Origin of the sequence: Actinopolymorpha rutila (genome assembly GCF_013407855.1) — a bacterium.
Classification (GTDB): domain Bacteria; phylum Actinomycetota; class Actinomycetes; order Propionibacteriales; family Actinopolymorphaceae; genus Actinopolymorpha; species Actinopolymorpha rutila.
On the sequence record NZ_JACBZH010000001.1, the window covers coordinates 2,018,221 to 2,032,645 of the forward strand.

At 69.8% G+C, this 14,425-nt stretch carries 15 protein-coding genes and 1 pseudogene; 8 read left to right on the forward strand and 8 right to left on the reverse strand.

What is annotated here, in order from left to right; genetic code table 11:
- Position 1: 1 nt before the first annotated feature.
- Entirely contained in the window at positions 2-1,039 is a 1,038-nt protein-coding gene (gene selD, locus F4554_RS09060; protein ID WP_179786973.1) for a selenide, water dikinase SelD, read from the reverse strand.
- 143 nt (positions 1,040-1,182) lie between these two features.
- On the opposite strand from selD, the gene senA reads away from it, so the two are divergent.
- Genes senA through F4554_RS09075 form a run of 3 tightly spaced genes read left to right on the forward strand, consistent with a single transcriptional unit; the run spans position 1,183 to position 3,903 of the window.
- Positions 1,183-2,553, forward strand: a complete 1,371-nt coding sequence (gene senA, locus F4554_RS09065; protein WP_179786974.1) for a selenoneine synthase SenA — start codon at positions 1,183-1,185, stop codon at positions 2,551-2,553.
- A 16-nt stretch (positions 2,554-2,569) separates the two neighbouring features.
- Complete coding sequence (gene senB, locus F4554_RS09070; RefSeq protein WP_179786975.1) at positions 2,570-3,544, forward strand: selenoneine biosynthesis selenosugar synthase SenB; 975 nt, start codon at positions 2,570-2,572, stop codon at positions 3,542-3,544.
- Between the two features lie 53 nt (positions 3,545-3,597).
- A complete protein-coding gene (locus tag F4554_RS09075) occupies positions 3,598-3,903 on the forward strand; it encodes an MFS transporter (RefSeq protein ID WP_202889219.1) in 306 nt (101 codons plus the stop codon).
- A gap of 105 nt (positions 3,904-4,008) precedes the next feature.
- Here F4554_RS09075 and F4554_RS09080 read toward each other — a convergent pair whose 3' ends face one another.
- The 7 genes from F4554_RS09080 to F4554_RS09110 all read right to left on the reverse strand — a co-directional run bounded on the left by F4554_RS09080 (position 4,009) and on the right by F4554_RS09110 (position 9,847).
- Positions 4,009-5,076 carry a cation diffusion facilitator family transporter gene (locus F4554_RS09080; protein ID WP_179786976.1) on the reverse strand — a complete coding sequence of 356 codons (1,068 nt, stop codon included), beginning with the start codon at positions 5,074-5,076 and terminating at the stop codon, positions 4,009-4,011.
- Between the two features lie 200 nt (positions 5,077-5,276).
- Positions 5,277-6,839 (reverse strand): multicopper oxidase family protein, encoded by a 1,563-nt coding sequence (locus F4554_RS09085; RefSeq protein ID WP_179786977.1) that lies wholly within the window; start codon positions 6,837-6,839, stop codon positions 5,277-5,279.
- An 89-nt stretch (positions 6,840-6,928) separates the two neighbouring features.
- Positions 6,929-7,423, reverse strand: a complete 495-nt coding sequence (locus tag F4554_RS09090; protein ID WP_179786978.1) for a hypothetical protein — start codon at positions 7,421-7,423, stop codon at positions 6,929-6,931.
- Between the two features lie 112 nt (positions 7,424-7,535).
- Entirely contained in the window at positions 7,536-7,814 is a 279-nt protein-coding gene (locus tag F4554_RS33970) for a DUF305 domain-containing protein (RefSeq protein ID WP_420360718.1), read from the reverse strand.
- Between the two features lie 11 nt (positions 7,815-7,825).
- Positions 7,826-8,461 carry a class I SAM-dependent methyltransferase gene (locus F4554_RS09100; RefSeq protein ID WP_179786979.1) on the reverse strand — a complete coding sequence of 212 codons (636 nt, stop codon included), beginning with the start codon at positions 8,459-8,461 and terminating at the stop codon, positions 7,826-7,828.
- 78 nt (positions 8,462-8,539) lie between these two features.
- Positions 8,540-9,478, reverse strand: a complete 939-nt coding sequence (locus F4554_RS09105; protein WP_179786980.1) for a M48 family metalloprotease — start codon at positions 9,476-9,478, stop codon at positions 8,540-8,542.
- 3 nt (positions 9,479-9,481) lie between these two features.
- Entirely contained in the window at positions 9,482-9,847 is a 366-nt protein-coding gene (locus tag F4554_RS09110) for a BlaI/MecI/CopY family transcriptional regulator (RefSeq protein ID WP_202889222.1), read from the reverse strand.
- A gap of 113 nt (positions 9,848-9,960) precedes the next feature.
- On the opposite strand from F4554_RS09110, the gene F4554_RS09115 reads away from it, so the two are divergent.
- The 5 genes and pseudogenes from F4554_RS09115 (at position 9,961) to F4554_RS09130 (ending at position 14,400) form a co-directional block, all read left to right on the forward strand.
- Entirely contained in the window at positions 9,961-10,638 is a 678-nt protein-coding gene (locus tag F4554_RS09115; protein WP_179786981.1) for a phosphatase PAP2 family protein, read from the forward strand.
- Entirely contained in the window at positions 10,635-12,035 is a 1,401-nt protein-coding gene (locus tag F4554_RS09120) for a bifunctional DedA family/phosphatase PAP2 family protein (protein ID WP_179786982.1), read from the forward strand. Before F4554_RS09115 ends, F4554_RS09120 begins: the two co-directional genes overlap by 4 nt.
- 110 nt (positions 12,036-12,145) lie before the next feature.
- Positions 12,146-12,598: a GNAT family N-acetyltransferase gene (locus F4554_RS09125; protein ID WP_179786983.1), complete on the forward strand. Its 453-nt coding sequence runs from the start codon at positions 12,146-12,148 to the stop codon at positions 12,596-12,598.
- A 456-nt stretch (positions 12,599-13,054) separates the two neighbouring features.
- Positions 13,055-13,297 (forward strand): annotated as a pseudogene (locus tag F4554_RS33975) (arylamine N-acetyltransferase); the annotation flags it as partial.
- A gap of 173 nt (positions 13,298-13,470) precedes the next feature.
- A complete protein-coding gene (locus F4554_RS09130; protein WP_179786984.1) occupies positions 13,471-14,400 on the forward strand; it encodes a phosphotransferase in 930 nt (309 codons plus the stop codon).
- Positions 14,401-14,425: the final 25 nt, after the last annotated feature.

Genomic DNA, 14,425 nt, shown 5'->3' on the forward strand with positions numbered 1-14,425 from the left:
GTCACGGTCGTAGGCGCAGCCGCCCTGTTCCAGGTGTGGCGCGCCCCACGACGGCGCAGGTGTGCCCGGTGGACCCGAGCCGGTCGAGCACCTCGGGTACGGCCTCGGGTGCCACGCCGAAGAGGAGGCCACCGGAGGTCTGCGCGTCGGCGAGCAGGCTCACGGTCAGTTCGTCGGTGCTTCCAGGGTCCAGCCGGTCGCGGATCCACTCCAGGTTGCGCGCGGAACCCCCGGGCAGGTGACCTTCGGCGGCCAGGTCGCGCGCGCCGGGAAGCACCGGAACGGCGGCGGCGTCGAGGTCGACGTCGACCTCGGACGCCCGCGCCATCTGACCGAGGTGGCCGAGCAGGCCGAAGCCGGTCACGTCCGTACAACCGTTGGCTCCGGCGTCGAGCGCCACGGTCGAGGCGTCGGCGTTCGTACGGCTCATCGACGCCACCATCGCGGCCACCGCTTCGTCGGACGCCTCACCGGCCTTGGCCGCCGTCGAGATGACCCCGGTGCCGATGGGTTTGGTGAGGACGAGTACGTCGTTCGCGCGCAGGCCGGAGTTGCGCAGCACGCGGTCGGGATGCACCTCACCGACCACGCTCAGTCCGAACTTCGGCTGGGGGTCGTCCACCGTGTGACCGCCCGCGATCACGAAGCCGCACTCGTCGGCGACCTCGGCCGCGCCGGCGAGCACCTCGTCGAGCAGGTCGTGGGAGAGTTCGCCCGCGTTCCAGCAGACCAGGTTGAGCGCGAACAGCGGGCGGCCGCCCATCGCGTACACGTCGGACACCGAGTTGACCGCCGCGATCCGGCCCCAGACGCGGGCGTCGTCGACGATCGGGGTGATGAAGTCCGCGGTCGACACGAGGGCGCGGTTGTCGTCGAGTCGCCACACCGCGGCGTCGTCGCCTGTCTCGGTCCCCACGATCAGGTCGGGGTGACCGGCGTGTAGGTGGCGCAGGACCTGCGCCAGCTCGCCAGGAGCGAGTTTGCCAGCTCAACCAGCGCGGTGGCTGTAGCTGGTGAGCCGCCTCGGCTGCTGGTTCATCGCCGTCCCCTTCGGTAGGTTCGCTCCCGCAGCCTAACCACGACAGAGCCGTTCGGCCGAGACCTCGTGTCCCTCGTCGGCCGGAGTTGTCGGCCGGAGTTGTCGGACGGAGTTGTCGGACGGAGAGACCGGAGGAGCGCCTCGTGGGCGGTACGAAGGATGCGCGGTCGTCGACGGCGGAGGAGCTGGCCGGCTGGGTCAGGGACGCGAGCAGCCGGCTGGCCGAGCTGGTCGCCGACCTGTCCGACGAGCAGCTGATCGGACCGAAGATCCCGACGATCAACCCGCTGATCTGGGAGATCGGGCACATCACGTGGTTCATGGAGACCTTCGTGTTGCGGCGTGCCCTGGCAGAGCCGCCGATCTTCGACCACGCTGACGCGATCTGGGACTCCGGCACCATTCCGCACGACACCCGCTGGTCGCTGGTCCTTCCGTCGCGGAAGGAGACGCTCGCCTACATCGACGAGGTTGCCGAGCGGGTGGCGGACCGGCTGGGGCGGCCGGAGTCGACCGCGCAGCTGCGGTACATCACCAGGTACGCCGTACACCACCACGACATGCACACCGAGGCACTCACGTACACGCGGCAGACGCTCGGCTACCCGGCACCCACGCTGCCCGGGGCGGCGGTGCCGGGCGAGGTGCCCGACGCGCCGGGGGAGGACGGCCCACTGGCCGGCGACGCGCCGATCCCCGGTGGCCGGTTCCTCCTCGGCGCCGACCGGGACGAGGAGTTCGTCCACGACAACGAGAAGTGGGTCCATCCGGTCGACCTGGCGCCGTTCGCGCTGGCCAGGGCGGCGGTGCCCCAGGCCGAGTACGCCGCCTTCGTCGACGACGGCGGCTACCGGCGTCGCGAGGTGTGGGGTGACGACGGCTGGGCCTGGCGTCGTGGCGCCGACGCGGACACTCCGGTCTACTGGCGGCACGGCGCGAACGGCTGGGAGCGCCGCGACTTCGACCGCTGGGTCCCCCTGGAGCCGCACCGGCCGGTGAGCCACGTCTCCTGGTACGAGGCCGAGGCGTACTGCCGGTGGGCCGGTCGGCGGCTGCCCACCGAGGCGGAGTGGGAGGCCGCGGCGATCGGGCAGCCGGACGGGTCGGGCGGACTCTCTCCGCGCAAGCGGCGGCTTCCGTGGGGAGCCGGCGCGCCGGAGGCCGAGCACGCCAACCTGGACTGGCGCCACCTGGGCACCGCCGACGTCGGTGCCTACCCCGCGGGCGACAGCGCGTTCGGCTGCCGGCAGATGGTCGGCAACGTGTGGGAGTGGACGGCCTCCACGTTCGAGCCGTACCCGAACTTCGAGCAGGACCCCTACCGCGACAACTCCTGGCCGTGGTTCGGCAGCCGTAAGGTGCTGCGCGGCGGGGCCTGGGCCACCCGGTCGCGGTTCATCCGGGGGACGCTGCGCAACTACTTCACGCCCGACCGGCGCGACGTGCTCGCGGGGTTCCGGACCGCGGCCGCGGGCTCGGCAGGCTCGGCGGGCTCTGCTGACTCCGCGAGCTGACAGGCTGGGTGGACCGATGCGGATCTGCCTGGTCACCCCGGCTCCGCCATGCAGCTACCACGGCAACCGCGTCACCGCGCTGCGCTGGGCGGACCTCCTGCGCGGGCTCGGCCACTCCGTCCAGGTCACCCAGACCTACGACGGCACCCCGATCGACCTGCTGATCGCGCTGCACGCACGCAAGAGCGCCGATGCCGTACGACAGGTCCGGGCGCAGCACCCGGCCACTCCGGTCGTGCTCGCGCTCACCGGCACCGACCTGTATCCCGACCTGGAAAGCACCGGCGTCGACCCGGGAGTCCTCGCGGCGGCCGACCGGTTGGTCGTCCTCCAGTCGCTCGGGGTGGAGCAGATCCCCGAGCACCTGCGTGGGCGGGCCCGGGTCATCGAGCAGTCGGCGCAACCGCCTCCGCCCGAGAACCTTCCCTCGGACGAGAGCCACTTCACCGTCGCCGTTCTCGCGCACGTACGGCAGGTCAAGGATCCGCTCCTCGTCGCCGAGGCCGTACGCCTGCTTCCCGCCGGCTCCCGGATCCAGGCCCGGCACGCCGGTGCGGTCATCGAGCCCGAACTCGGCACCCGGGCCGAGGAGGAGACGCGGACGAACCCGCGTTACACCTGGCTGGGCGAACTCCCGCCTCCGGACGCCCAGCGGTTGCTCGCCCGCAGCCGCCTGCTGGTCTGTCCCTCGCGGCACGAGGGCGGGGCGAACGTGGTCTCGGAGGCGCTGGCTGCCGGTGTGCCGGTCGTCGCCTCGAGAATCCCTGGTACGCAAGGGATTCTCGGCGCTGACTATCCGGGCTACTTCCCGGTCGGCGACGCCGAGGCCCTTGCCGAGCTGTTGAGCCGGGTCGAACGCAACCGTGAAGGCTTCTACGACGACCTCGTACGGCACTGCGCGCGGCTGGCCGATCTCGCGTCACCGGCGCGGGAGCGAGAAGCGTGGGCCGCACTTCTGGCCGAGCTCGGCGGAGCGGCCACGCGCGGGTAGGTCGCCCCGGCTCCTACGACGGCCTGACCCGTTTCGGCGTACGGACGATGATCGTGGCCGGACTCACGCTGCTGGCCGTCGCGATGGGGTGGCTGTCGTTCGTCCGCCCCGACGGGAGTTTCTGGGTGGACGTCCTTCCCGCCAGCCTGCTCGCCGCGCTCGGTATGAGCCTCGCGTTCATCCCGTCGCTGGGGACCGCGATCTCGGCCGCGCCGCCGGAGGACGGCGGTCTGGCGTCCGGCATCGTCAACGTCAGCTACCAGGTCGGCTCCGCGCTCGGTCTCGCCGTCGTCACCATCCGGGGCAATCGGTCCGCGGCGCCGACGGACGCCGACCCCGCTGAGAAGGTCACCGCCTGACCAGCAGTCGCTTCACCGTTCGAGGGCCGGTGGCCGAAGCACGGTCACCGGCCCTGACCCGTCGGCGAAGTGGAGCGACCGGCTACGTGGCCACGCGGAGACAGGTCATTCGTGGTTGTGGTGCGCGGTACGGCTGTGCGCGAGCTGACCTTGCGGGCCGAGGGGATTGGTGCGGATGTTGGCGCGGGCGAGGCGTTGCACCGCGTGCAGCAGGCGGTGTTCGGCATCGTGGGCGATGCTGTGGGCGTCGACGACGCTCAGCCGTGCATCGACGGCGATGTCGATCTCGGCGTGGAGGGCATGTCCTACCCAGCGCAGACGTACGGTCTGAACCGCCGCGACGCCCGGAGTCTCGGCGGCCACCTGTTCGGTGAGGTGCACCAGGTCCGGGTCAACTCCGTCCAGCAGCCGGCCGAAGACCTCGCGGGCCGCACCCCACAACACGCTCACGATGGCGAGGGTGATCAGCAGGCCGACCACCGGGTCGGCCCACGACCATCCGGCCGCGATCCCTCCGGCGGACAGCAGGACGGCGAGGCTGGTGAACCCATCGGTGCGGGCGTGCAGACCGTCGGCGACCAGGGCGGCCGAACCGATCTGCCTGCCGACCTTGATGCGGTAGCGGGCGACGAGTTCGTTGCCGGCGAAACCGACCAAGCCGGCCAGAACGAGCCAGCTCAGGTTCGTGACCTGCCGCGGATGAGTCAGGCGGTCGACGGCCTCCCAGGCAGCGAGCCCGGCGGAGGCGGCGATGACGAGGACCACGACGAGCCCGGCCAGGTCTTCGGTGCGGCCGAGTCCGTAGGTGAACCGTCTGGTCGCGGCGCGGCGGCCCAGGAGGAACGCGATCGCGAGGGGAACCGCGGTCAGCGCGTCCGCTAAGTTGTGCAGGGTGTCGCCCAGCAGAGCCACCGAACTGGTCACACCGACCAGGACAGCCTGCGCGATCGCGGTGACCATCAGGGCGGCGAAGGAGATCCACAAGGCACGCATGCCTCGCTTACTGGCCTCCAGCGCCCCGTCGATCACGTCGGCGCTGTCATGACTGTGGGGTGTGACGACGTGGTGGAGCCTGGCGAGCCACGATCGAGACCCGTGTCCGCGCCCATGGCTGTCGTGCCCGTGCCCGTGCCCGTGTCCGTTGCCGTGGTTGCTGGTGGGAGCTGAGGTCACCCACCAAGGATCACACCCGATTCCGATTGCAGCACCCCCTGAACAGCCACGCCTGCGCAACCGCGAATCGTGTGCAGGACGCCTGCAACCGCGACTCCGGCCAGGCGCCGCGGCGGGGCCGCTCTCGGGCGACCGGGCCGCGACGGTTCGGTGCGATCCGTCGCGGCCCGGGTAGCCCTGAGTCCCCGTCCGGAGGGTTCCTACGTCCGGTATCCGAGGAGGGTCATCATGCCGGCCTCGGCGTGGTAGACGTTGTGGCAGTGCACCATCCAGATTCCTGGGTTGTCGGCGTCGAAGTCGACCGTGAGCGTCTTGTGGGGCAGGACGATCGCGGTGTCCTTGCGCAGGCCGTTGCCCAGGGCGAAGGTGTGGCCGTGCAGGTGGACCGGGTGCCACATGGTGGTGGTGTTGACGAAGTTGAGGCGTACGCGTTCGCCGGCCCGCACCGGGGTGACGTGTGACAGGTCGTAGGGCTCTTTGTCGAAGGCCCAGTCGTACTTCATCATCGAGCCGGTCAGCTTCAATGTCTGCGTACGGTCGGGGGCGCGGTTGGCGAGCCGAACGTCCTCGGCAGGTTTCAGCTCGCGGTAGGAAACCACGTGGCCGTCGAGTTCACGGGGACGGGTGCGTGCCGTCGGCGCGGACCCCGAGTTCGTACGTACGACCGCGAGCGCGGTGGCCTTCTTGCCCTCGGCCAGGGCGGCCAGCGGGAAGACGCCGGAGTCGAGGGTGACGAGGACGTCGTAGCGTTCGCCCATGCCCAGCAGGAGAGCATCCGTCTGCGTCGGCTTCACGGCGTACCCGTCGGTGTGGGTGACGGTCATCCGGTGTCCGCCGAGGGCGACCCGGAACGCGGTGTCCCCGGAGGCGTTGACGAACCGGATACGCAACCGGGTTCCCGGCTTGCCGCGATAGGACGCCGGTGCGCTGGGCAACCTGCCGTTGACAAGGAAGTGTGGGTAGCGCACGTCACCGGCGTCGCCACCGAGCAACGGACTCGTGGCCCCCATCATCATGTAGCCGCTGTCGCCGCTCATGCCCCCACCCATGCCGCGGCGGAGTTCGGCAAGGACCTGTTCGGGGGTTCCCGTGACGCCGTCGAGCCAGTCGTCGAGGACGACGATCCATTCGTCGTCGTAGTCGAGCGGCTCGTTCGGGTCGTCGACGATCAGTGGCGCGTACAGGCCGCGGTCCAGTTGGGGGCCGGTGTGGGGATGGAACCAGTACGTGCCAGGGTTCGCCGCGGTGAACTCGTAGGTGAAGTCCTTCCCAGCCGGAACGTTCTGCTGGGTGACACCGGGTACGCCGTCGGCGTCGTTACGCAGGGAAAGTCCGTGCCAGTGCACGGTGGTGGCGGCGGGGAGCCGGTTGGTCAGCCGAGCGCGGACCACCTCACCCGCCCTGACCCGGATCGGTTCGCCGGGGAGTTGGCCGTCGTAGGTCCAGGTGGTGACCGTCTTCCCGCCGAGGTCGATCTCACCGGCGGTGGCGGTCAGCCGGAAGTCGCGGATCCTGCCTGGCTTGCGGGCGGCCTCGGCTGCCCGGACCTGCGGGCCGTCCGGGTCGACGAATCCTGTCGGCAGGCGTCCGGATGGATGAGCGGTGGGGGTGGCGGCAGTGTCGTGGCCCATGGAGCCGTGGCCCATCGACTCGTGGTCCATGGAGCCGGCGGATCTGTTGTCGTCGCCGCAGGAGGCGAGCAGACCGGCGCCGGCGGTCACCAGCGCGGCGCGAAGAAGGGTGCGTCGATCAACGGGACGCATGGTGGTGTTACCTCACGATCGTGGAAGTACAGCGGTCTGGGAGTACGCCGAAGTCCGGCCACGACGAGATCGCGACCGGGTTGGCGTTCCTAGATCCGCTGCACCGACAGACCGGCGAGGTGAAGACCGACAGCAGGGCACCCGGGTGGTCCGCGTGTCCCGGATCCGCCGACGCCGATGCCGACGCGGCGCCGGGGCACCATGACCTCGTCCCGGCGAAGCCGCACCAGGCGTACCGCGATGATCAGGCCGAGCATCGTGAGTACGCCCAGGCAGACCGACAGCGGATCCAGCCCCATGCCGGGCCCGCCCGACTTGTGGGACGACACGGCGAGGTGCATGCCCGGGATGATCGAGGAAACGTTGCCGCCAACGGCGTTGGCAAGAGCCGTGTCGGCCGTCGCGAGGTCGACGTGCGTGGAGGAGTGGCTCGAGTGAGCGGAGTGAGCGGGTACGGCGTGAGCGCCCATCGCCGGAGCGTCGTGGGAGGAGGGGTGCCCGAGCGTGTGCATTCCCGCAACGCCGAGCGTGAGCAGGCCGAGAACGAGCAACCGCACGGCGGCGGAGCCCGACCTGCCGACCATCACGTTCTCCCTGCTCTCTCGGCCTTGCCCGCTTCACGGTAACTCACCCGACTGAGAGCTCGGTGGTCTACCTGACCGCCATCTCGGGCGCCGGGTCAGAGGTTCTTCAACATCACGCGCATCTGTTTGATCTCGGCGGTCTGGCTGGTGGCGATGTGCGCGGCCATGGTCCTCGCCGGTGGGTAGAGCCCTTGCGGAGTTCGACTTCGGCCATCTCGATCGCACCGGCGTGGTGGCGGATCATCATCTGCAGGAACATCCGGTCGAACCCGGTCCCGGAGGCGTGGCGCATCCCGTCCATGTCGTGTTCGTCCATCATGCCCGCCATGGCGGTGGCCCCCAGGACCAGCGCCTGATGCGGGCGCCGAACACCGCTCGGTGACCGGCTCACGGTGCATCCGGTTACCCAGGCGGCGCAGACCCGACACTTCCGGCGTTGGCTGCGGCCTTGCGTGCGGTCAGCTCGACGGCCGGGCTGTTCCTGCGGCGAGGGCGCAGGCTGAGTGTCACGCGGTCGAAGCCCGCTTCCTCTGCCGCATTCCGCAACTCCCCCGGTTGCCGGCCGAGGACGTGGCGATGGACCGTGAGCACGAGCCGCCCGTCGGGCCGCAGCACCCGCGCGAGCTCGGCGAATCCGTCGTGCACTTTCCAGAGCATGACGTTGTTGACGGAGATGACGACGTCGAGACTTGCCTCCGGGGCACCGGTGACCTCGGCGGTCCCGCCGCGAAGCTCGACGACGCCCTTCCGGAGCTCGTCGGCGCAGCGCGCTGCAGCCATGCGGCGCATCGTCTGGGAGGGATCGACGCCGAGCACGTGTCCGGTGGCCCCCACCGCAGCCGCTGCGAGCGCCAGTCCGACGCCCGGGCCGTGGCCGACCACCAGAACCCGTTCGCCCGGCTTCAGCTCACCGGAAGCGACCGCCCACCGCTCCTGTTCGGCGTTGCCGCGGGCCATGAGCCGGCCGCCGAGCCGGCCGAGAATTCCCCGCGGATGTCCGAACGCGGGATCCACGATGCGCATCAGCAGGTTGCCCATGTCCAGAGCCCACCACAACGCCGACCCGGGTGTGACAGAAAACCCCGGATACACGGGGAGAGTTCGATACGGCGTACGTCAGTGGTGTGGTGCCGACGTCGCGGTGGCTTGTTCGAAAAGGTGCTCGCCCTGGCGTTCGACGGTCGCTCCACCCACGGTCACCACGACCAGCAACGCGACGAGTGCGGCGACCCCGGCGCGGACGTGCCGGGTGGGCGGGTGGATGAGAGCCTGAACCCTGGTGGGTACGTCACCTCCGACCGCGGCGGTCGCGACACTGCCGGACCGTGCGGAGAAAGCCCGGGTGTGTGCCTGGCGGGTGAGGGCGGCACGTGCCAGGGCGCGGGCCACCAGGCGCCGGTCGGCCACCTCCGCGGCGGCGTCCTCGTCGGCCCAGCGCTCCACCGCATGGCGTACTGCCTTGGTCGTACGAGAGAGGAAGGGGTTCGCCGCGGCCGCGACGTCGGCGGCGAGGATCCACCAACTGTGCCGGTGCCGGACGTGGGACCGCTCGTGTGCCAGCAGAGCAGCTCGTTCGTCGTCGGTCAGCGTCGCCAGCATGCCGCGGGTCACGATGATCCGGCCCGCGGCCTCCGGTGTGGTGAACGCGTCCGGGACATCGCTGTCGACCACCACCACCGCGCCGGGTTCGCCGAGCCGGCCGCAGTCGCGGTGGATCCGCAGCAACGCGCGGGTTCGTGCGACCACCCGCAGGATCGTTCGTACGCACACCACAGCGAGGACGCCGAGGGCGACCTCGGCGACCGTTGGCGCGATCGGCGCCAGTGCTCGTAGTCGCTGTGGCGACCAGGGGCCGAGCTCGGCGATCTCCGCGTACTGTCCGATCCAGGTGAACGCCGTGACCGCGAGAACGAACCACGCCGCCGCGCTGACCGCCATCCCGGCGGGGACGAGCAGCCTGGTCGCCATGGCCGGGGGGAGGCTCCGAGCCAGCGCGGGCGCGGCCCAGCCGAACGTTCCGGCGCAGGCCAGGACGAGGAGTACCGAGGTGATCACCGGTCACTCCTGGTCGGTCGAGCGGAGCAGTTGGGTCAGCAGTTCCTCGTCTTCTGGAGAGAGGCTGCCGACGAACCGGGTGAGAACCGCACCGCGGTCGGTGTCTCCATCCAGCAGTCGTCTCATCTGGAACGCCGTCACCTGGGCCGGGTCGCGCACCAGCTGGTAGCCGTAGCCGCGCCCGACAGGAGAGCGGGTGACCCGTCCCTTGCGGTGGAGGCGGCCGAGCACGGTCGTGATCGTGTTGTACGCCAACGCGTCGCCGAGCCGCTCGCGGACCTGGCCCGCGGTCATCGGACCGTCGGACGGGTCGAGGGCGGCGAGGATCTCCTGTTCGAGATCGCCGTGCCCGCGTCGAGGCAAACTCACGTATCCTCCGTACCTACAAATGTTGTAGTAGTACTCTCCACCTACAAGGACTGTAGGTGACGCCAGGTGATCTCGAGGCCGCGGCCGCAAAACCAGGAGGAGAACGCCGTCATATGGGCACAGAGATGATTGCCTCCGCCGCCGGGCAACTACCGGACGATTCGGCGTGGTTCCGAGCCGTCAACGCCTTCTCCCGCGCGACGGGGTGGCTGCACGCGCCGGTCACCGCGTACGCGAAGTTCGGCGTGGTGTTGTTCGCCCTGCTGCTGCTGTGGGGATGGTGGAGCGCCCGCGGCACCGGCGACCTGAGCAAGGTCGCGGCGGCCCTGTGGGCGCCGGTGGGGACCCTGGTCGCCGTCGGGCTGAACCAGCCGATCGTGAACGGCGTACACGAGGCGCGTCCTTACACCGCGTTGCCGCACGTGCTGGTTCTGGTGTCCCGCAGCACCGACTCCTCGTTTCCCAGTGACCACGCGACGATGGCGGGCGCGGTGACGGCGGGCTTGTTCCTGGTGAGCCGCCGGCTCGGGCTGGTCAGCCTGGTCGCGGCCCTGGCGATGGCGTTCTCCCGGGTCTACGTGGGCGCTCACTATCCCGGTGACGTCCTCGCGGGGCTGGCGGTCGGAGCGGCCGCGGCACTCGTGGGCTTCGCGGTGTTCCGGCGGGTACTGGTGTGGCTGGTGGGGACGCTGGTGCGTACGCCGCTGCGTCCGTTGCTGACCGCGGCGCCGAGCGAGGAAGACGCGCCCCGCGGTCGCGTGACCCCGGATCAGCGCGTCAGCAGTTCATGATCGACACGGTCGCCTCGCACATCCTGGCGCTGCCCGCGTGGGTGGCGCTGGTGGTGGTGTTCGCGCTTCCCGCGTTGGAGTCGTCGGCGTTCGTGGGGTTCGTCTTTCCCGGCGAGATCGCGCTGATCCTCGGTGGCGTACTGGCGTTTGAGGGCCGGGTGAGCCTGGCCGCGGTGCTGGTCGCCGGGATCGGCGGCGCGGTGGTCGGGGACTCCGTCGGCTACCTGATCGGACGCCGGTACGGCCGGCGGCTGCTCGAAGGAACCCTGGGCCGGCTGGTCAACCACAAGCACTTTGACCGTGCGGAGCACTATCTCGCCGAGCGTGGAGGCAAGGCGGTGTTCCTGGGGCGCTTCACCGCCGCGTTGCGGGTGATGATTCCGGGGCTGTCGGGCATGTCGCGGATGCATTATCCGAAGTTCGCCGCCTTCAACGTCGCCGGCGGCCTCGCCTGGGGCGCCATGTGCGTACTGCTGGGCTACCTGGGCGGAAGCAGCTGGCGGCACGTGGAACACCTCGCGTCGCGCATCGGCTTGGGCGTCCTGGTCGTGGTCGTACTCCTGGCCCTGGCCGGTTACCTGCTCCGAAAGACGCGTGGTGACTGGTGGCTACGGCAGGGGGAGCGGATACGCGAGAGCCGGGCCGCCACGTGGGTGGTGAACCGGTTCCCCGGGCAGGTGGCCTGGATCGCTGCGCGGCTCGACCCGGGCTCCTCGACGGGGCTGGCGCTGACCGTCGCCGTGATCGTGGCCGTCGGGTCGACGTGGACGTTCCTCGGCGTCACCCAGGACGTCCTCGCCCACGAGGAACTCGCCACCATCGACCCCACCGTCCACGCCTGGGTTCTCCACCACCGCGTGGCCTGGCTGAACGACGTACTGCGGGTCGTCACGTGGCTTGGCTCCAACCTGGTACTGCTGCCTGGCCTGGTGATCGCGGCCGTCGTGTTGGTCCGTCGGCGCCGATCGTGGGGGCCGGCCATCACGATCGTCGCGGTCTACGGCTCCGCCGTGCTGGTCCACGCGGTTGTCCGGCAGTGGGCGCACCGAGCACGGCCGCCGGCTGCGGACTGGCTGTCCGGTGCCGGTGGCTGGTCCTATCCCTCCGGCCACACCATCCAGGCGACCGCGGCGTGGGGCATCGTCGCCATTCTCGCCATGGCTCACGTCTCGGTGCGCACCCGCGCTCTACTGGCTTCCGTCGCCGCGACCGTGGTGCTGTTGGTGTCCGCCAGCAGGATCTACCTCGGCGTGCACTGGCCCACCGACGTACTCGCCTCGCTGGCCCTCGGAGTCGGCCTGCTGAGTGTGTACGGCATCGTGCGCCTGGCGATGCTCGCCCGACGCGAAGTCGAACGAGAAGCCGAGCGAACAGGCGGGCAACTCGAACCCGCCTGAACCTTCCAGACGGACGCGAACCGCTGCTGCCGTACGACGGGCTGGGTTGGTGGCCGCGGGTCGCGTCAATTCTGTTGCCGGCACTCGCCGAACTAGCCATGGTGAGCCACATGATCTTCGCGATCAGGCCTGTCGAGCTGACCGACTACGACGACCTGCGCCCGCTGATGGACCCGCGTGACCCCGAGCCGAAGGCGCGGGAGGTGTTCGCCCAGCTCCTCGGAGACGACAGGTGGGCGATCATCGGGGCGTACCGCGACGACGTCGCTGTCGGATACGTTGCCGCCCAGGACTACGGACCACACCTCAGACATGGCGACTTCCATCGGACCGTCCGGATGCACGACCTGATCATCACCGAGTCCGAGCGCGGCAACGGTGCGGGTACGCAACTGCTGAACGCGGCGATCGAGTGGGCCAGAGGTCGCGCGCGGTACGTCGAGTGGCAGGCCCACGAAACTCGTTCCGCACCCTTCTACACCAAGCTCGGATACACCGGGCTCGCCTGCCCACAGCCGGACTACCCGACGTTCACAGTGGACCTGCGTCCTGAGCACCAATGACCGGACTCCGCGTGTCGTCGCCCAGCGCACCGCTGCAACGGTCACGACTGCAAGGCCATGCGACCGGGAAGACCTGGCTGCACCGCGTCGTCTGATTCGGGAGTGAGCACGTGAGGTTCCAAGCCTGGATGCAGATCTGGCCGACCGATACCTCCGTCACCTCGGCGTCCCGCGTCAGCACACGCCCTCACTTCAAGGGCTCACCGTCCTGCACCATGCACATCTGAATCGCGTGCCGTCGAACGGCAACCGGTCGCCGTCCCTGGGGCAGCCATCTCGTCGTACTCGTTCGGTCTCCGCAGGGGCCATGGCTCGCCGACGTGGGTCTGGGCGACGGCTTCTACGATCCCGTGCAACTGGCCGCCGCCGGCATGGTCGACCAGCCGCCGTTCTCCTACCGGGTCGAACACCTCGACGGACCTGTCTGGCGGTTCCGCCACGACCGGGCGCTCGTCGATCGCGGGATTCGACGTCGATGTTCAGCCCGTTCCGCTGGCGGAGTTCGAGCCGATGCACGAGTGGCTGTCGACCGCTGCCGACTCGTCGTTCGTACGGAAGTTCGTCGTCCAGGCGCGGCGAGCTGACCACACCCTTGTCCTGCGCGGCTGCGTCCTCACCCGGGTCGACGCCGGTGGGCGAACAGACCGGGACGTGCTGGAGGAAGAAGGCTGGTACGCCCTGCTGTGTGACGAGTTCGGCCTACGCCTCGATGCCGTCGAACCCGAAGCACGTCGCCGGCTGTGGCACCGGGTTCGCGCCTCCCACGACGCCTGGCAACGCGCGGGACGGCTGCTTCTCCTTGTTCGATTGCGCCTCCGGCAGCGGACCGAAACCTGTTGCATACGTTCGGCCACGCACGTGAGGATCGCGCGGTGGAGGATCTGCGCAAGGCTTTGGATGCTGCCCTTCCGGATGTCCGGGTGCTCACTGTCGGCCGGCGGGTCGAGGGATATGCGAACGACCGTTGGACTGTCGAGTCCGACGTCGGCCGCCTCCTGGTGAAGGTGCGCCGCATTCCCGAGGAGGATCCCCGTCAGGTCGAGGGACAGCTCCGTGCCCAACGCTGGCTGTCGGAGATCGGCTTCCCTACACCTGAGCTGCTGTGTGTGGTGTGGAAGTGCCCGCAGTTGGGTGGGAGACAGCTGTCGGTGCAGCGACATGTCGACGCCGTTGACGAGACCGGCGAGGTGCTCGAGGCGACGCCGGCCGACCGACGTGCGGCGTACTTCGAGGGGCTCGGCCGGGCTGTGGGCATGCTGCACAGCTTCGAGCTCCCGGAGTTCGGTGGGTGGCTCGACGACACCGGCACCCGCCACGACACATGGGCGGAGGCGATCCACCCCGGCGACGCGCTCCGGTCCGTCAGTGCGCACCCGTCGGTGGTCCCGCCGGACGCGCTCGCCGAAGCCGAACGCCGGATCGAGAACGGCCTTTCGGCACTGCCGGACATCAGGCCACGGCTCGTTCACCGTGACCTCCACGTCGACAACACTCTTCTCGGCCCGGGAGGCGGGTTCGGCGCGATCATCGACTTCGAGATGGTGCGCGAGTGGGACTTCCCGTACGACTTCAGCTGCCGCCTCGACGGGGTCCTCGACTTCTTCGCCGGCAGCAAGGAGCCGTTCATGGGCGCCTACAGAGAGGTCGCCGGAGAGTTGCCCGAATCGTTCGCCCTGAGGAACTGGCTGTACACCGGCATCTACCAGATCCTTGCGATCGAGGAGTTCATCGGCGGCAACGAGGGCTACGCCCGGATACCGCAGGCACTCCTGGCGTGGCTGGACAAGCGCGCCCCGGTTTAGGTTCTGCCCCACGGATCGAGGGGTG